This is a genomic window from Gallibacterium salpingitidis, assembly GCF_030517105.1.
GTDB lineage: Bacteria > Pseudomonadota > Gammaproteobacteria > Enterobacterales > Pasteurellaceae > Gallibacterium > Gallibacterium salpingitidis.
In genome coordinates, this window is the sequence record NZ_CP103875.1 from 1,052,560 (window position 1) to 1,070,877 (window position 18,318).

At 36.8% G+C, this 18,318-nt stretch carries 18 protein-coding genes and 1 riboswitch; of the genes, 10 read left to right on the forward strand and 8 right to left on the reverse strand.

Annotation, left to right across the window (positions count from 1 at the left end):
* Positions 1 to 2: 2 nt before the first annotated feature.
* Together NYR30_RS05080 and NYR30_RS05085 are read left to right on the forward strand one after the other, a co-directional pair.
* Positions 3 to 806 carry a DUF4198 domain-containing protein gene (locus tag NYR30_RS05080; RefSeq protein ID WP_231923822.1) on the forward strand — a complete coding sequence of 268 codons (804 nt, stop codon included), beginning with the start codon at positions 3 to 5 and terminating at the stop codon, positions 804 to 806.
* Between the two features lie 157 nt (positions 807 to 963).
* Positions 964 to 2,934 (forward strand): TonB-dependent siderophore receptor, encoded by a 1,971-nt coding sequence (locus NYR30_RS05085; protein WP_302502205.1) that lies wholly within the window; start codon positions 964 to 966, stop codon positions 2,932 to 2,934.
* Positions 2,935 to 3,000: 66 nt separating this feature from the next.
* Here the strand turns inward: NYR30_RS05085 and uspE are convergent, their stop codons facing one another.
* Together uspE and fnr are read right to left on the reverse strand one after the other, a co-directional pair.
* Positions 3,001 to 3,939 (reverse strand): universal stress protein UspE, encoded by a 939-nt coding sequence (gene uspE, locus NYR30_RS05090; protein ID WP_066112775.1) that lies wholly within the window; start codon positions 3,937 to 3,939, stop codon positions 3,001 to 3,003.
* An 81-nt stretch (positions 3,940 to 4,020) separates the two neighbouring features.
* Positions 4,021 to 4,791, reverse strand: a complete 771-nt coding sequence (gene fnr / locus NYR30_RS05095; RefSeq protein ID WP_066110372.1) for a fumarate/nitrate reduction transcriptional regulator Fnr — start codon at positions 4,789 to 4,791, stop codon at positions 4,021 to 4,023.
* A 137-nt stretch (positions 4,792 to 4,928) separates the two neighbouring features.
* Between fnr and NYR30_RS05100 the strand changes: the two genes are divergently transcribed.
* Positions 4,929 to 5,084 (forward strand): hypothetical protein, encoded by a 156-nt coding sequence (locus NYR30_RS05100; protein ID WP_197495433.1) that lies wholly within the window; start codon positions 4,929 to 4,931, stop codon positions 5,082 to 5,084.
* A 57-nt stretch (positions 5,085 to 5,141) separates the two neighbouring features.
* On the opposite strand, the gene ftnA (NYR30_RS05105) is transcribed toward NYR30_RS05100, so the two are convergent.
* The 3 genes from ftnA (NYR30_RS05105) to folM all read right to left on the reverse strand — a co-directional run bounded on the left by ftnA (NYR30_RS05105) (position 5,142) and on the right by folM (position 7,064).
* Positions 5,142 to 5,636 (reverse strand): non-heme ferritin, encoded by a 495-nt coding sequence (ftnA, locus tag NYR30_RS05105; protein ID WP_066109292.1) that lies wholly within the window; start codon positions 5,634 to 5,636, stop codon positions 5,142 to 5,144.
* A 21-nt stretch (positions 5,637 to 5,657) separates the two neighbouring features.
* The gene (ftnA, locus tag NYR30_RS05110; RefSeq protein WP_066109290.1) at positions 5,658 to 6,143 is read right to left on the reverse strand and encodes a non-heme ferritin; all 486 of its coding nucleotides are present in this window, start codon (positions 6,141 to 6,143) and stop codon (positions 5,658 to 5,660) included.
* Positions 6,144 to 6,338: 195 nt separating this feature from the next.
* On the reverse strand, positions 6,339 to 7,064 hold the full coding sequence (gene folM / locus NYR30_RS05115; protein ID WP_066112774.1) for a dihydromonapterin reductase: 726 nt from the start codon (positions 7,062 to 7,064) through the stop codon (positions 6,339 to 6,341).
* Positions 7,065 to 7,340: 276 nt separating this feature from the next.
* Here folM and topA point away from each other — a divergent pair, with 276 nt between their 5' ends.
* From topA to moaE, 5 genes are all read left to right on the forward strand, one after another.
* The gene (gene topA, locus NYR30_RS05120) at positions 7,341 to 9,947 is read left to right on the forward strand and encodes a type I DNA topoisomerase (RefSeq protein WP_066112773.1); all 2,607 of its coding nucleotides are present in this window, start codon (positions 7,341 to 7,343) and stop codon (positions 9,945 to 9,947) included.
* A gap of 81 nt (positions 9,948 to 10,028) precedes the next feature.
* Positions 10,029 to 10,163, forward strand: a riboswitch (molybdenum cofactor riboswitch).
* Positions 10,151 to 11,167, forward strand: a complete 1,017-nt coding sequence (moaA, locus tag NYR30_RS05125) for a GTP 3',8-cyclase MoaA (protein ID WP_066112772.1) — start codon at positions 10,151 to 10,153, stop codon at positions 11,165 to 11,167. It overlaps the preceding riboswitch by 13 nt.
* A 26-nt stretch (positions 11,168 to 11,193) precedes the next feature.
* Complete coding sequence (moaC, locus tag NYR30_RS05130) at positions 11,194 to 11,673, forward strand: cyclic pyranopterin monophosphate synthase MoaC (RefSeq protein WP_066112771.1); 480 nt, start codon at positions 11,194 to 11,196, stop codon at positions 11,671 to 11,673.
* Positions 11,673 to 11,918, forward strand: a complete 246-nt coding sequence (gene moaD / locus NYR30_RS05135; protein WP_066109276.1) for a molybdopterin synthase sulfur carrier subunit — start codon at positions 11,673 to 11,675, stop codon at positions 11,916 to 11,918. Before moaC ends, moaD begins: the two co-directional genes overlap by 1 nt.
* 1 nt (position 11,919) lies before the next feature.
* Positions 11,920 to 12,375, forward strand: a complete 456-nt coding sequence (gene moaE, locus NYR30_RS05140) for a molybdopterin synthase catalytic subunit MoaE (RefSeq protein WP_066112770.1) — start codon at positions 11,920 to 11,922, stop codon at positions 12,373 to 12,375.
* 40 nt (positions 12,376 to 12,415) lie between these two features.
* On the opposite strand, the gene yfbV is transcribed toward moaE, so the two are convergent.
* Entirely contained in the window at positions 12,416 to 12,862 is a 447-nt protein-coding gene (gene yfbV, locus NYR30_RS05145; protein WP_231923702.1) for a terminus macrodomain insulation protein YfbV, read from the reverse strand.
* 195 nt (positions 12,863 to 13,057) lie between these two features.
* Between yfbV and NYR30_RS05150 the strand changes: the two genes are divergently transcribed.
* Both NYR30_RS05150 and pta read left to right on the forward strand, forming a co-directional pair.
* The gene (locus NYR30_RS05150) at positions 13,058 to 14,266 is read left to right on the forward strand and encodes an acetate kinase (protein ID WP_066109266.1); all 1,209 of its coding nucleotides are present in this window, start codon (positions 13,058 to 13,060) and stop codon (positions 14,264 to 14,266) included.
* A 63-nt stretch (positions 14,267 to 14,329) separates the two neighbouring features.
* Entirely contained in the window at positions 14,330 to 16,468 is a 2,139-nt protein-coding gene (pta, locus tag NYR30_RS05155) for a phosphate acetyltransferase (RefSeq protein ID WP_066109263.1), read from the forward strand.
* A 214-nt stretch (positions 16,469 to 16,682) separates the two neighbouring features.
* Here pta and NYR30_RS05160 read toward each other — a convergent pair whose 3' ends face one another.
* The gene (locus NYR30_RS05160; RefSeq protein WP_302502209.1) at positions 16,683 to 16,949 is read right to left on the reverse strand and encodes a DUF5339 family protein; all 267 of its coding nucleotides are present in this window, start codon (positions 16,947 to 16,949) and stop codon (positions 16,683 to 16,685) included.
* Between the two features lie 200 nt (positions 16,950 to 17,149).
* Complete coding sequence (nrdB, locus tag NYR30_RS05165) at positions 17,150 to 18,280, reverse strand: class Ia ribonucleoside-diphosphate reductase subunit beta (RefSeq protein WP_066109257.1); 1,131 nt, start codon at positions 18,278 to 18,280, stop codon at positions 17,150 to 17,152.
* Positions 18,281 to 18,318 lie beyond the last annotated feature (38 nt).

The following is an 18,318-nucleotide window of genomic DNA, read 5'->3' on the forward strand; positions in this document are numbered from 1 at the left end:
AAATGATGAAAAAGCAACATTTAATCAGCGCATTATGTGTAATGTCAATTCCGGCTATTACACAAGCACATGATTTATGGGCGTATGGGCAGCAAGTTGAAGCAGGTAAGCCATTACAAGCTATACTTGGTTATGGGGATAGTTTCCCATTGGGTGAAAAAGTCGCAGAGAGCCGTTTAAATCTTTTGAATCCATTAGTATTGCACAAAACTGATGGTAGCTCCGTTACCTTAACGCAACAGGGTGAAAATTATCATTATGTGACTAAAGATAATTTAGCAAAGGCGGAATATAAGATTTCAGGTAGCTATAAACCAACTTTCTGGTCAAAAAATGAGAAGGGTTGGAAACGTGAAAATCTGACACAAATGCAAGATGCAAATTATTGTGAAGAGTCGAGTATGTTTGCTACTACCTATATTAATACTGGTGTAGATGTTAGCGATTTTGCGATTGAGCCAGTTGGCTTACCGTTAGAAATCGTCCCTTTAGTCGATCCAACCGATATTAAACCGTTAGAAGTTTTTCCAGTACAGGTACTGTATAACGGGAAACCTGCGAAAGAGGTGGTTGTGATCGGTACAACCAATGAATTTACCAAATTAGATGAGAAAGCAGTTTACGATCATCGTGAGCCACAAGCCTTTTCTGGTAAAACTGACGCGCAAGGAAAAGTGAATTTTATTCCAGCGTTGGCAGGAACTTGGAAAATTAAGGCTAGTTATGAGATGCCTTACCCAGATCAAAAAGTTTGTCAAAAACGCAAACTTTATAGCACTTACACCTTCAGTGTAAAAGCAAAATAATAATTAATATTCTAATTTCTATAACCTAAGGAACTTTGTAATGAAAAAACACATTTTTAAATTATCGCTGTTATCGACGGCATTATGTTTAACGCTAAATCCTGCTTTAGCAGAACAAACACAAGAGCTTGAAGGGATTGATGTGGTAGCTGGTTAAATGTATCGAATGGGTGAAGTACCGGTTTATCAAGCGAAATCAGCAGTAGCAATTACTCGTGAACAACTTGATCAGCAAGGGGTAAGTAAAACTGATGAAATTGGGCGTTATCAAGCAGGATTTTCTAATCAAGTTTTTGGTGAAGATACTAATACCAACTGGTTTAGGGTAAGAGGGGCAGAAGTTACACAAGCAATCGATGGTTTACCATTGTTTAGCTATGGTTTCTTCACGCCTTATACCAATACTTTTGCTTTTGAAGCGATTGAAGTCACGAAAGGTGCTGATGCAATGACGTTTGGTGCGGCGCAATCTGGTGGTTTACTGAACTATGTTACAAAACGTCCGCATAAAGAGCAAATTGGCAAAGGTGAGTTTAAGCTCAATATGGGTAACAATACACAATATGGTTTTGCCGCGGATTATACTGGTGCAATGAATAGTGATCAGAGCTTACGTTATCGTGTAGTGAGTTCTTATGGTGCAAAAGATGGTCAATGGGAAGGTACTAAAAATAGCACTTTCTATTTTGCACCATCAGTTGAATGGGATATCAGTGATCGTACTCGTTTAACTTTATTAACTAGCTATCAATTTGATAAAGGAATTCCTAGTTCAAACTTCCTACCTCAAGAAGGAACTTTAGTGGCATTTCCTAATGGAGAATATATCAGTCGCTCCACTAACTTAGGGGATCCAATTAATGATCGCGAATATAATCGTCAATACAATATTGGTTATGAGCTAAATCATCAATTTACTGATAATCTCTCTTTTAGCAGTAGCTATCGTTATTCATATGTTAATAACTTCCATCGTGGTTCTTATGCTTATCCATCAGCATATAATGCAGATTGGTCTCCATTAGCACCAAGTGCAGTGGGATATATGCTAACTCGTGGGGTTGTATTTAATGATGGAACATCTACTAGTCATAATGTTGATAATCACTTGAATTGGACATATAGCAATGAATGGTTACAAAATACTTTGGTTGTTGGTTCAGATTATCGTTATCAGAAAGTGAAAGGGCTTTATACACTATATGGTCAAACTCCAGCCGTTAATCTACTCAATCCACTGCTTAGTTACGGTCAAGCTCAAGATGTAAGTAGTGCGCCTCATACCAATATTACAGCGCGCCAATTGGGTTTATATTTACAAAATCAAAGCCGCTTGTTTGATACTTTGGTACTAAATTTGGGTATTCGTCATGATCGTGCAAAACAGGATGAATATACTTCCACGCAATCAGTAAAAAATAATCACACTTCTTATTCTGCATCATTAATGTATGAAATGCCTTTTGGTTTAAATCCATATATTAGTTATAGTGAATCTTTCAACTTACCAACAGGGTTGGGTGGAGATAAAAAGCTTTATGATCCAAATATTACGCATCAATATGAAGCAGGGATCAAATATTTACCAAATTGGTTAGATGGTTCTATTACAGTGGCAGCATTTAAAGCGAAAGATAAAGGCGCTTTAGTTTCAAATGACGTTGGTGCAACAGTAAGTAATAAGGATCCTGTTTATCGTAAAGGTGTTGAAGTTCAGGCTGATATTAATATCGTTAATAACTGGAATATGGCTTTAGCTTATACTTATCTTAAATCAGTTACCCGTACAACAACAGGTGATATTCGCAATCCATTAATACCAAAACACACCTTGGCAATGAGAACAGATTATAGCTTTGCTAAAGGGATGTTAAACGGTTTAACTATTGGTGCAGGTGTACGTTATATTGGCAAGAGTGTGACCAGTAATGGTTCTTTATATTCAGGAAAAGAAGTGCCGTCAGCAACAGTAGTAGATTTAATGGCTCGTTATCAATTTACACCAAATTGGAGTACACAAATTAATATTGATAATGTTGGCAATCGCCGCTATGTCGCAGGCTGTGATTATTATTGTTATTATGGTGCTGGACGTAATATTAATGCCTCTATTAGTTATAAATTCTAATCTCTAAAAGATGCTAAACAAAAGGTCTAGCAAATTGCTAGACCTTTCTTAGATCAACTTAATTATTTAGGCTTCAGGTGGGATATTTTTCGCTGGTTTAATTGCCAATAAATTACAATTTAAATGGCTAATCACATGTTCTGCGGTATTACCTAATAACACAGCAGAAAGACCAGTACGACCAATAGTACCTAATACCACCAATTCCGCACCAATATCTTGGGCAACTTTAGGAATCACTTCTTCTGGTAATCCTTCATAAACGTGGGTGTGATCTTCATCAATACCAAAATGTTGGCGTAATGCTTTCATATTGATAAGGTGCTGACCGCGAATACTATTACCATAATCAGGAACGCTAAATTCAGGTAAATCCATGGTGATGCCAACTGGAGCAGTTGGGTAAGCAGTAACTAAATGAATATTGCCGCGATCCAAACTTTGCGCCAAACTCATACTTAAACCAACCAGTTGTTTATTAAAATCATCATGGTAAGGTTCATCATCAGATACATTCACTGCAACGAGAATACGGCGTTGGTGCTGCCAATCACCATCTTTTACCATCAAAATTGGACAAGATGATTTACGTAATAATTGCCAGTCAGTTGGAGTAAAAATCAACGCAGAAAGATCGTCTTCTTGGTGAGTAAATTTGACGACTAAATCATGATGATGTTTCACAATTTCTTTTTCAATTGCATCGGCTTCGTTACTTTCCCAAACAATCTGAATTTTAAGTTGAATCCCTTCAAGAGAGTAAGATTTTAGTAATTCATTGAGCCATACTTTTTTATCTTCGATTATCGCAGCAATCATCTCTTCACGTTCAGCCGAGGAATGGGTAACACTGACAGCATAAGAAAGATTATAAATAGCGAGAAAGGCAGTAAGAGTGACAGGCTGTGAACTATTTTGTTGTTTTATGAGGTGTAAAGCACGTTCGAGAGCGGCTTGTTTTTGATTTTCCGGATCAATCACCACAAGGATATTGTTGAAATGCATAAAAAACCTCCTTATTAAGTAGTTCCATGTTTATTATAAGGAGGTCAATAGTGAAAGCAAGTTATTAGCGAATTTAATTATTTAAATGGCTAAACGAAGTTTAACTTTTGTTGAACCGGCTAATTCGACTAATGCTGGCATATCGTTGATAGTAATATATTTTCCTTGGACAGATAACATACCTGTTTTTTGGAAACGACCGAGCAAACGGCTAATGGTTTCAACGGTTAAACCTAGATAGTTACCAATATCACCGCGTGTCATTGTGAGGCGGAATTCTCTAGCAGAGAAGCCACGCGCTGAATAACGTTTAGATAAGTTATAAATAAAAGCTGCCAATTTTTCTTCCGCATTCATTTTAGAGAGCAATAAAATCATCTCTTGGTCACTTAAAATTTCATTGCTCATTAAACGGATAATTTGTTGACGTAATTTTGGCATTTTACCTGCGAGGTCATCGAGAATATCAAACGGAATTTCGCATACCATAGAGGTTTCAAGCGCTTGCGCAAAGCTTGGATGATGCATACTATGAATAGCATCAAAACCAACTAAATCACCAGGTAAATGGAATGAGGTAATTTGTTCTTCGCCACTTTCACTAATGGTATAAGTTTTAATGGTGCCAGAACGAATAGCGTAAAGTGATTTTAATTCATCACCAGCTTTAAAAAGAATTTGAGATTTCTGGATAGGTTTTTTGCGTTCGATAATATTATCTAATTGATCGAGCTCATGCTCATTGAGGGTAAATGGAATACATAATTGGCTAATGCTACAATCTTGGCAGTGAATAGCACATCCACCAGATTGAATTCTGCGTCCAACGCGGCTCTCGACTAGTCCTTTCATCTATGAAAACCTCATCTAAAATGCTGCAACAAAATGGCAGCATTATCTAAAAAATTTTGATCTAACGCAAGAAATGGTATCATAAAAGATATTTATTAAGAAGCATAAAATACATCTTTTGAGGTAAAACTTTACATATGGCGGCAGAGAAATTAACGAAGAAACGGTTAATCCAAATTTTAGTAATGTTGGCGATTTTATTAAGCGCCTTTTTTTATCGCAGCTGTCATTATCAAAAGCAGCAAACCACAGCACAGGTGAGCAGTGCGACAATACTTGTCGAGAGAGCATAAAAAAATCTGCACTTGTTGTAAGTGCAGATTTTTTGTTGTTAGCTTTATTGTTAAGGCTTATTCCGCAGGAGTAGAAGAAACATCTTTATCGAAGTGGTAAAGACCTCTACGATCAGTACCCAATAAATTCAATTTATCTAAGAAGCTATTGAATAAAGTTTCTTCTTGATGTTGTTCAGCAACATACCATTGTAAGAAATTGAATGAAGAGTAATCTTTTTCTTCAAATGTTGCTGAAACTAATTCATTAATTTTAGCGGTAATGTGTTTTTCGTGTTTATACGCTAATTCAAACACTTCTTTTAAGCCGCTAAATTCATGTGGTACAGCTGCAATTTTTTCTAAACGAGTAGTAGAACCGGTTTCGTTTAAATAGGTGAATAATTTACGCATATGTTGTAATTCTTCATCTGCGTGTTCACGTAAGAATTTAGCAGCACCTTCAAAACCTTGATAAGTACACCATGCACTCATTTGTAAATAAAGATTTGAAGAATAAAGTTCTAAATTCATTTGTGCATTAAGCATATCCACAATTTTTTGCGATAACATTATTTTTCTCCTCTTATTCTATTAAAGCGCTGCAAGTTCTTTATCCACAAAATAAAGACCACGTTGATCTTCGCCAACAAGGGTAAATTTCGCCAAAATACGTTTGAATAAAGTTTCTTCTTCGTGTTGTTCAGAAACATACCATTGTAAGAAGTTAAATGTTGAATAATCTTTTTCAGTGAAACTAACTTCAACTAATTGATTAATTTTTTCAGTGATGAATTTTTCGTGTTCTAACACTAATTCAAATAATTCTTTTAAAGATTGGAAGTCATGTTTTGGTGCTTCGATTTCGCCTAGAATTGGTAATGCGCCAGTTTCACTAACATATGAAAATAATTTTTGCATATGTTGTAACTCTTCTTCAGCATGACGAAGTAAAAATGCGCTGGCACCTTCGTAGCCATGCTCATTACACCATGCTCCCATTTGTAGATAAAGATTAGATGAATAGAATTCTAAATTGATTTGCTGATTTAATTTATCAAGCATAGCTGGTGTTAACATAATTTATTCCTCTTAATAAATAATTCAGCGAGATTTTAACGATTTATTTAGCAAAAATAAAACAATTTTTTAATTATTTTAATATAAAACAATAGGAATAATTTTTATTTAGAAATTAAAAAAGAATAAATCTCAATTGCTTTATATTTAAATTAAAAAAATAAGAATTAATATTATTTAGATACTATTTAGTGTTTATTTTAAATGACGACCACCGGTAACTTGTAAAGTTTCGCCTGTAACATATTCACTGGATAACAGATAATCAACAGCTTTAATAATCTCTGCATAACCACCTACTTTCTGCATTACCGATTTTTGTTTTGATTGTTGTTGGTATTCGGGCGGATCATTGTCATTGAAGGCAATTAAAGCAGGAGCAATACTATTTACCTTAATCAAAGGTGCATATTTTGCAGCAAAGGAGAGAGTTAAGTTTTCTAATGCCGCTTTACTAGCAGCATAAGCTAAATGTTTTTGACTGCCTTTTAGAGCGACAAAATCGGTTAAATGAATAATATCGGCGGGACGTTGTTGTTGGTGAGCGTATTGGATTAATAAATCCGCAAATTGACGATTAAGTAAATAAGGTAATTCTGCATGAATTCTCATTAAAGATTGGAATAGTTGTTGATCTTGTAATAAATCGGCTTCTGAGGTTTCTGCTTGCCAAGCTGAAGCATTATGAATAATTGCGCGGATTGAAGAGCATTGTTTTTTCACTTGTTGTATAAAATGCTCGATACCGGATAATGTGGAGAAATCTGCCTGAATTTTGCTGACATTTGCTGGTAATTGTTCAAGTTGAGGATAAGGATAACGATAAGAGATCAGTAAATTTTCGCCGCGCATCGCCAAGGATTGTGCTAATGCTAAACCAATTCTGCGACCTGCTCCTGTAATAATAATGACATTTTTCATTATATATCCCTTTCTGACTGTAAGTAGTAACGGCTTATCCTAACAGAAATCTGTTATTTTTTGCTGAATTAATGGTTAACTTTCGTGATTTTGCTGTTCTTTATCTTGTTATCTTGAATGTTTGCTGTTATTGTTGCCAACTAAATTTTTCCTTTGAACTTCATCTCGACATTAATCATAGAAATAATTTGATAGAACATCTTGTGCAGTAGAAACGAGATGGGGCTAAAAGTGCTGACGTTTTTATATAGAAGAAAGAGTTAATCAGGTTTAGTTATGGGTAAGTCATTAGTTATTGTTGAATCACCAGCAAAAGCCAAGACAATCAATAAATATTTAGGTAGTAATTATGTAGTGAAATCCAGTGTTGGACATATTCGTGATTTGCCGACATCTGGTAGCGCAAGCGGCGAAAAGGCAAAAGCAATCTCAACCAAAGGGCTTAGCGCAGAAGAAAAGGCACAAATTAAACAACAAAAAGAACACGATGCCTTAGTGAAGCGTATGGGGGTTGATCCTTATCATAATTGGCAAGCAAATTATCAAATTTTACCCGATAAAGAAAAGGTCGTTGCTGAACTTAAGTCATTAGCCAAAAAATCAGATCATATTTATCTCGCCACCGACTTGGATAGAGAAGGGGAAGCAATTGCGTGGCATTTGCGAGAAGTTATTGGGGGCGAAGATGACCGTTTTAGTCGCGTTGTTTTTAATGAAATTACCAAAAATGCCATTACTCAAGCATTTAATAAGCCAGAACAATTAAATATGGATCGAGTGAATGCACAGCAAACACGTCGTTTTCTGGATCGTGTTGTTGGCTTTATGGTTTCACCGTTGTTATGGAAAAAAGTCGCTAGAGGATTGTCAGCAGGGCGAGTACAGTCGGTTGCAGTAAAATTATTGGTTGAGCGTGAACGTGAAATTAAAGCTTTTCAACCGGAAGAGTATTGGGAAATTGCTGTTGATACACAAAATGCAGCGAAGCAAGTATTGCCATTTGAGGTAACTCATTATCAAGGTAAGGCATTGCAAATTTCTAACCAACAAGCAGCAGAACAAGCTGTTAAGCAATTACAAAATGCTCGCTACGTTGTCACAGAAGTTGAAACAAAACCAACACAATCACGTGCTAAAGCGCCATTTATTACCTCTACTTTACAACAAACTGCGAGTACGCGTTTAGGCTTTGGTGTGAAGAAAACAATGTTATTAGCACAACGTTTGTATGAAGCTGGTTATATCACTTATATGCGTACGGACTCGACTAATTTGAGCCAAGATGCGCTGACTATGGCACGTGATTACATTGCGAAAAATTTTAGTGCTCAGTATTTACCAGAAAAACCAAATTTCTATTCAAGTAAAGAGAATGCTCAAGAGGCGCACGAAGCGATTCGACCATCTGATATTCAATTAAAAGCAGATGATTTGCAAGGAATGGAAAAAGATGCGATTCGTTTATATGACTTAATTTGGCGTCAATTTCTAGCTTGTCAAATGACTGCAGCGAATTATGATTCTACAACTTTAACAGCAAGTGCAGCAGATTACACTTTAAAAGTGAAAGGGCGTGTGTTGCGTTTTGATGGTTGGACGAAAGTGTTGCCACCAATGAGTAAAAGCGCTGAAGATCGTGTGTTGCCAGAAGTAAAACAGGGTGAAGAATTAACTTTAATTGAAGTGTTGCCAAGCCAGCATTTTACCAAACCGCCGGCACGTTATACTGAAGCGGCATTAGTAAAAGAGTTGGAAAAACGAGGTATTGGTCGTCCATCAACTTATGCTTCGATTATTTCAACAATTCAGGATCGTGGTTATGTTCGTACGGAAAATCGCCGTTTTTATGCTGAAAAAATGGGTGAAATTGTTACTGATCGCTTAAATGAATCTTTTGCTGATTTAATGAATTATGATTTTACCGCCAATATGGAAGATGTATTAGACCAAATTGCTGCAGGTAAAGCTGATTGGAAACAGCAATTAAATCAATTTTTTAAAGATTTTTCTACACAATTATCGCAAGCGGAATTAGACGAGTTGGCTGGTGGTATGAAATTAAATCACCTTGTGGAAACTAATATTCCTTGTCCAACTTGTGGTCGTCCAATGGCAATTCGTACTGCAAGCACAGGGGTATTTTTAGGTTGTACTGGCTATGCGTTACCGCCGAAAGAGCGTTGTAAAACAACAATTAATTTGATTCCAGAGGCTGAATTATTAAACGTACTAGATGACAATTCTGAAACTAAAGCCTTAATGGAACGAAAACGCTGTCCAAAGTGTGGTACTGCAATGGATAGCTATTTAATTGACGCACATCGTAAATTACATGTTTGTGGTAATAATCCGAATTGTGATGGTTATCTTGTTGAAGAAGGGCAATTTAAAATTAAAGGCTATGATGGCCCGGTGGTTGAGTGCGATAAATGTGGTGCTGATATGCATCTTAAATTGGGACGCTTTGGTAAGTATATGGCGTGTACCCAATGTGATAATACACGCAAGATCTTAAAAAATGGGGAAGTGGCGCCACCGAAAGAAGATCCAATTCCATTCCCAGAATTAAAATGTGAAAATTCAGATGCTTACTTTGTATTGCGTGATGGTGCAAGTGGTGTGTTTATGTCAGCACATAATTTCCCTAAATCACGTGAAACACGTGCTGCCAAAGTAGCAGAATTGGCACAATATCGTGAACGTTTGCCGGAAAAATTACAATATTTGGCAGATGCACCACAACAAGATCCAGAGGGTAATCCAGCAGTAATTCGTTTTAGTCGTAAAGAAAAACGTCAATATGTGAATTCAGAAAAAGACGGTAAAGCGACTAAGTGGATTGTCGATTATCTTGATGGTAAATGGGTGGAACGTAAAAAATAATTTGATATTGGATAAATCCTTGCAGGATAACATCAATAGGTTATTGCAAGTATTTATCCGACCTTTTAAAATCAGTTCAAGTTTTTTCGCATACTCCGAGCTAGTTTACCTAAGTCGATAGATAAGGTGGCTATGCCAAACACATAAGGTGTTTCACGGATAGATTGGAAACGGTCTATCCCCTCGTATTTAGAAAGGTGTTTATGCAACAATATAGCCAGATTCTCATTCCTCACGAAGATCGTCTTGTCGATACATTTAATCGACAATATTTTTATCTTCGTCTTTCTATTACTGATGTTTGTAATTTCAAATGTAATTATTGTTTGCCAAATGGTTATCAGCCACCTAGCGATAAACAGATGTTTTTGAGTGTGGTAGAAATTGAACGTTTAGTGCGTGCTTTTGCTGAATTAGGCACTGAAAAAGTGCGTATTACTGGTGGTGAACCAACCTTACGCAAAGATTTTCTCCCGATTGTGGAAGCAATTCGTCAGCAACAAAATATCAAAAAAATTGCACTAACAACGAATGGCTATCGTATGGCGAAAGATGTCGCTGATTGGCGAGCAGCAGGTGTTGATTCAATCAACGTTAGTGTGGACAGTTTAGATCCGCGTCTGTTTCAATTGATTACAGGTGAAAATAAATTACAACAGATTTTACAGGGAATTGAACGTGCTTTTGCCGTAGGCTATGACAAAGTCAAGGTCAATGCAGTCTTGATGAAAAACCTTAATGAACAAGGTTTTAATCAATTTTTAGCATGGATTAAAGATCAGCCAATTCAAATGCGTTTTATCGAATTGATGCAAACGGGAGAAATGGATCATTTCTTCCAACAACACCATCTTTCTGGATCGATTTTAAAAGAGAAATTATTAAATTCAGGTTGGCAGTTACAACAGAAACATTACACTGATGGGCCGGCACAAGTGTTTAAACACCCAGATTATGTAGGTGAAATTGGGTTAATTATGCCTTATGAAAAAGATTTTTGTGCTAGCTGTAACCGCTTGCGTATCTCTGCATTAGGAAAATTGCATTTGTGTTTGTTTGGTGAAGCGGGCATTGATATTCGCGAATGGTTGCAAACTGATGACCAACAAGCGCAATTACAGCAAACTTTAATCACTGCATTACAAGGAAAAAGAGAACATCATTTCCTACATCAAGGCGATAGTGGTGTTCGTAATCATTTAGCCTCTATTGGCGGTTAATCAAAATTATTCAATACGGAAATATTATGAATCAATTCACACATATTAATCATTCGGGTGAAGCGAATATGGTTGATGTGTCTGCGAAAGCGGATACTGTTCGTGAAGCAAGAGCCGAAGGCTATGTTGTTATGTCTGCAACTACATTGGCGATGATTTTAGAGGGAAAACATCATAAAGGGGATGTGTTTGCAACAGCGCGTATTGCTGGTATTCAAGCCGCAAAAAGAACATGGGAGTTGATTCCGTTATGTCATCCGCTCTTATTAAGTAAAGTAGAGGTTTCTTTAACAGCAGAACCCGAAGCAAATCGTATTCGTATTGAGAGCTATTGCAAATTAACGGCAAAAACAGGCGTAGAAATGGAGGCATTAACTGCGGTATCTGTTGCGGCACTAACAATTTATGATATGTGTAAGGCGGTGCAAAAAGATATGCATATTGAAGGGATCCGTTTATTAGAAAAATTAGGTGGCAAATCAGGCCATTTTAAGGTGGAGGAATAATGATTAAAGTGGTGTTTTTTGCACAAACGAGAGAATTGATCGGAGAGGCAGAATTATCCGTACCTGCACAATATGCTGATGTCGAAGCGTTACGCCAAGATTTAAGTCAGCGTGGTGAGCGTTGGGCTTTAGCCTTAAATTCAGGCAGAATTTTGGCTGCGGTGAATCAAGATTTAGTTCCTTTAAATACCGCATTGAAAGCAGGTGATGAAGTTGCATTCTTTCCACCTGTAACAGGAGGCTAAGGTGACAGCGGAGATAAAAATCAGTGTTCAGAACGAACCTTTTGATCAACAACAAATTTATCGTTGGACTGCAGCATTACCTGAAACGGGAGCAACGGTGGTTTTTATCGGTAAAGTGCGGGATATGAATTTGGGTGATGCTGTTTCAGGATTGTATTTGGAACATTATCCAGCAATGACAGCAAAAGCATTACAAGAAATTGCCGAACAAGCAGCACAACGCTGGCAATTACAACGTATTTATATTGTGCATCGTGTTGGGCAGCTTTATACGGGTGATGAAATTGTTGCTGTTGCTGTCAGTTCTGCACATCGCGGTAGTGCATATCAAGCGAATGAATTTATTATGGATTTTCTAAAAGTAAAAGCGCCGTTCTGGAAAAAAGAAACTACTGCTGAAGGCGATCGCTGGTTGGAAAGTCGTCATAGCGATGAACAAGCCGCTGATAAATGGTAATTGTGACTACCAATCGTCAAAGCGATTGGTATTTTTTTAGCTAAATTTCTTCCCAAAATTCAGGATCTAAATGTTTTTCTGCACGTTGTAATAATGAAATCAAATCACTAAAAGTAACGGTATCAGGAATCGGAGGTAAAGCCTCTTTTAATCTTACTTGCTGATAAATTTTATCATACCAAGCAAGTGTTGCTCCGCTTAAGGGCTTCTTAGCACGTTTACCTAACCAATAAAATCCCTGTAAAGGAAGTGAGCATATAAATAAGATAGTCAGTAGAGTACTAGCAAAACTGGTAATAGAATACCCTAAAACAAAATATTGCCACCCTAATGTAAAAAGCAGCAATGGCATCAATAATTGCTGTGAAAAACGTGTTGCTTTGATAATTCGCGGTTCAGGAAAGATCATATTAAGCTTTTTTAGTTTGTTCAGTTTTTGCCATGCAGTCGCATAAGCGACACCTTGATTAATCGTGCTAAATATCATTTTATTTCGTTCTTTTGCCTAAAATAGGATGGGTTAAATTACACTTTTTCTATAAAAATTAAAAAATTTTTGATTTTTGCTAAGTCTGGAAATTTATTTTTTGGTCATAACAGTGTATCCTATCCGCCAATTAAAACTGGCGCCTTGTTTATTAAAACAGGTTACGATTCATTCAACAAGAAATAGGTTATTTCAATGACGCAAAATCTTATTCTTATTCTTAACTGTGGAAGTTCTTCTTTAAAATTCGCTATTTTAAATCCTGAAACTGGAGAAGAGAAGTTATCTGGTTTAGCGGAAGCACTTCATCTTCCAGATGCTCGTATTAAATGGAAATTACATGGTGAAAAAGGTAATGCTGAATTAGGTAATGGTGCAGCACACAGCGAAGCACTTAGCTTTATCGTAAAACATATTTTCCCATTAGATCCATCACTTAAAGAGAGCATTGCAGCGATCGGACACCGTATCGTTCATGGTGGAGAACGTTTCACAGCATCAACTATTGTTGATGAAAGCGTTATTGAAGGAATTCGTGATGCAATTCAATTTGCACCATTACACAACCCAGCTCACTTAATCGGGATCGAAGAATCTTTCAAAATGTTCCCTGAGTTAAAAGATAAAAATGTGGTTGTTTTTGATACTGCATTCCATCAAACCATTCCTGAAGAAGCATTCCTTTATGCATTACCTTACTCAATGTATAAAGAACATGGTGTGCGCCGTTATGGAGCACATGGCACTAGCCATTATTATGTTAGTAAAGAAGCAGCAAAACGCTTAAATATTGCTGAAGATAAGATCAATGCGATTACTTGCCACTTAGGCAACGGTGCGTCAGTTTCTGCGATTCGTCATGGTAAATGTGTTGATACTTCAATGGGTTTAACACCATTAGAAGGATTAGTAATGGGTACACGTTGTGGTGATGTTGACCCAGCGGTAACATTCTTTATGTCAAAAACCTTAGGTATGAGCATGGATGAAATTGAACATACCTTAACCAAAAAATCAGGTTTACTAGGTTTAACAGAAGTAACTAGTGACTGCCGTTATGCAGAAGATAACTATGATAAAGAAGTGCCAGCTAAACGTGCTTTAGATGTATTCTGCTATCGTTTAGCGAAATATATCGGTGCTTATATGACAGCGGTAGGCGAACCACTTGATGCGATCGTGTTCACTGGCGGTATTGGTGAAAACTCTGCGCATGTACGTGAATTAACCTTAGCGCACTTGAAAGTATTCGGTTATCAATTAGACAATGAACGCAATCTTGCTGCACGTTTCGGTAATGAAGGTATTATTACCAAAGATAACACACCAGTTGCTATCGTTATTCCAACTAACGAAGAACTTGTGATTGCACAAGATACAGCACGTCTTTGCATCAAAAAATAATTCTCGCGACTGCCGATAAAATTATCGGCAGTTTATTTTTTATTCCTTAGCAAGAAGGTTATTATGTCAAGAACAATTATCCTTATTCCGATTAGTACTGGTGTTGGTTTAACCAGTGTTAGTTTAGGTTTAATTCAAGCCCTTGAACAACAAGGGGCAAAAATTGGTTTTATGAAACCAATTTCTCAACCAATTAGTGGTGAAGATACATTAGACAGAACAACTTCAATCCTTTATCAAAGTCCAACTATTGATACTGCTAAAACATTTATGTTGAGTGAAGCAGAGAATATGATTGGGCAAAATCAGACTGATGTATTATTGGAAAAGATTGTTGAACGTCATCAAATTTTAGCGAGAAATAATGAAATTGTTGTTGTTGAAGGGTTAATTCCAACTCGCAAAAACTCTTATGCAAACAGCATTAACTACCGTATTGCACAAGCGTTAGATGCAGAAATCATTTTAGTTTCTGCACCAGCAACAGACACACCAGCAGAATTAAAAGAACGTGTTGAAGCAGCAGCGTCATTATTTGGTGGTAAATATAATCCGAATTTATTAGGTGTGGTAATTAATAAATTTAATGCACCAACAGATGAGAATGGTCGTACTCGTCCGGATCTTGCAGAAATCTTTGATTCTTTCCAACATAGTCGTGTTAATGTACAAGCTGTTCATAAATTATTTGAACAAAGCCCAATCCGTTTATTAGCTTGTATTGATTGGAATCCAGAATTAATCGCAAGTCGTGCGATTGATATTGCACGTCATTTAGGTGCGTCAATTTTAAGAGAAGGTGAAATCAATACTCGCCGTATTCGTGGTATCACTTTCTGCGCAAGAAGCTTACCGCATGTAATTGAACATCTTAAACCAGGTAACTTAGTAGTAACTTCTGCAGACCGCCCAGATGTGATCGTAGCAATTGCCTTAGCAGCAATGAACGGTATTGAAATTGGGGCAATGTTATTGACTGGTGGTTATCGTTTAGAAAATCACGTAGCAAAACTTTGCGAACGTGCATTTGAAACAGGATTACCAATTTTCCGTGTTGAAGGTACAACATGGCAAACAGCATTGAGCTTACAAAGCTTCAATCTTGAAGTGCCAATCGATGATAAAGAACGTATTGAAGCGATCAAAGATTATATGGCGCAACAATTTAATAAAGAGTTAATCGACTCTTTAATTGAAACCACTTCAAGAGTACACCGTTTATCACCACCAGCGTTCCGTTTCCAATTAACCGAATTAGCTCGTAATGCGAAAAAACGTATCGTGTTACCTGAAGGGGATGAACCTCGTACAGTGAAAGCAGCTGCATTATGTGCAGAACGTGGTATTGCCGAATGTGTGTTATTAGCTGATCCAACTTCTGTAGCACGTGTAGCAGAAGCACAAGGTATTCAATTAGGTAAAGGCATTACTATTATCAACCCAGCAGATGTACGTGAAAACTATGTTGCTCGTTTAGTTGAATTACGTAAAAACAAGGGTATGACCGAAGTATTAGCTCGTGAACAACTCGAAGATACAGTGGTACTTGGTACGATGATGCTTGAAGCCAATGAAGTTGATGGACTTGTTTCAGGTGCAGTACATACAACTGCCAACACTATTCGTCCACCACTACAATTAATCAAAACTGCGCCAGGTAGTTCATTAGTTTCATCTATCTTCTTTATGTTATTACCTGATCAAGTATTGGTATATGGTGACTGTGCGATTAACCCTAACCCAACTGCAGAAGAGTTATCTGAGATTGCAATTCAATCAGCAGATTCAGCGAAAGCATTTGGTATTGAACCGCGTGTAGCAATGATCTCTTACTCAACTGGTACTTCAGGTAAAGGTGCTGATGTTGATAAAGTGAAAGAGGCAACTCGTTTAGCGAAAGAAAAACGTCCAGATCTCGTGATCGATGGGCCGTTACAATATGATGCTGCGGTAATGGAAGATGTTGCTCGTTCTAAAGCACCAAACTCACCAGTTGCAGGTAAAGCGACCGTATTTATCTTCCCAGACTTGAATACAGGTAACACAACTTATAAAGCGGTACAACGTTCAGCAGATTTAATCTCAATTGGACCAATGCTGCAAGGTATGCGTAAACCAGTTAACGATTTATCACGTGGTGCATTAGTTGATGATATCGTTTACACCATTGCATTAACTGCAATTCAAGCAACACAAAACTAATTTTTATTAGTTATTCATTATCTAAAATCAGCCAGCATTTAATGTTGGCTGATTTTTTATGTCTGCTGGATATTTATTTTGTTTGCTTTGCTTGATGAAATTGGCAAAAGAGAGGAAAAATTAAAGAGAAGGAATAGGAGTTATCGGATAATACCCCCCCCCACTGGGAACAACACTGTGCGAGGGGCAAATTAAATTAAGCAAGGATACTTAATTATTTAATGCCCATTGCTGCTTTAGTCTGTTTTAATTGATCAAGTGCTTGAGTACAGCTTTGATCTTGAGCAGCGGTTGGTAGAGTAGCAAATTGTTGTTTTGCTGCTTCATATTGTTGTTTATACATATCTACTTGCGCTTGTGGCATAGCTTTTAACATACCTTCATATTCTTCAAAATATTTTTGGCAAGATGGTGCTAAATCTGCAGCAGAAGCGCTCATTGCGATACCGGCTAAAGATAGGGATAAAAGTAATTTTTTCATATTACGTTCCTTTCAAAGTAAATATTAAGTAAAAATAATTGCCCGATGATTAGGCGTATTGATGATAACATAATGAAATTGGAGTATCTATGTAAGATAGGGAATAATAATGAAGAATAGATTACAAATAGGCTCAACAAATAAATAAGGCGTGAGATTTCACGCCTTATTTAAGTTATCTATTGAAATCAAAATTGATATTACAGTTTAAAATCTTCAAAATCATCAACATCAACTTTAGAGTCAATTTGACCAACCAGATATGAACTTACTTCTACTTCTTGTGGCGCAACTTGTACATTATCTGAGACTAACCACGCATTAATCCAAGGAATCGGGTTAGAACGAGTAGCAAACGGTAGCGGTAAGCCTACTGCTTGCATGCGGATATTAGTAATATATTCCACATATTGGCAAAGAATATCTTTATTTAAACCAATCATTGAGCCATCTTTGAATAAATAATCAGCCCAATCTTTTTCTTGTTCCGCTGCCGCAACAAAGAGATCATACGCTTCTTGTTGGCACTCTTCGACAATTTCTGCCATTTCAGGATCATCTTGTCCTGCCGCCATAATATTTAAAATATGTTGTGTACCGGTTAAGTGTAACGCTTCATCGCGTGCGATAAATTTAATAATTTTCGCATTACCTTCCATCAACTTACGTTCTGCAAAGGCAAAGGAACAAGCAAAAGAAACATAGAAACGAATTGCTTCTAACGCATTCACACTCATTAAGCAAAGATAAAGCTGACGTTTTAAATTACGTAAAGTGACTTTGCACTCTTTGCCTTCTACAGTATAAATACCTTCACCATAAAGCGAGTAGAGTTGTGAATCACGAATGAGATCGTCGTAATAAGCGGAAATATCTCTAGCACGTTTGATAATTTCTTGATTGGTAACAATGTCGTCAAACACAATAGACGGATCATTAACGATATTACGGATAATATGAGTGTAAGAGCGTGAATGGATAGTTTCAGAGAAAGTCCAAGTTTCAATCCAAGTTTCAAGCTCTGGAATTGAAACTAATGGCAATAATGCCACATTCGGGCTGCGACCTTGAATAGAATCTAATAGCGTTTGATATTTTAGATTACTAATAAAAATATGTTTTTCGTGTTCTGGTAATGCTTGATAGTCAATACGATCTTGTGACACATCTACTTCTTCCGGACGCCAGAAGAAAGAAAGTTGTTTTTCAATCAATTTTTCGAAAGTTTCATATTTTTGTTGATCATAGCGTGCCACATTAACATTTTGTCCAAAGAACATTGGTTCTTTGAGCTGATCATTTTTATTTTGTGAAAAAGTGGTATATGCCATCAGTTTTTCCTCACATATTCAATTAAATTCATTAAAAA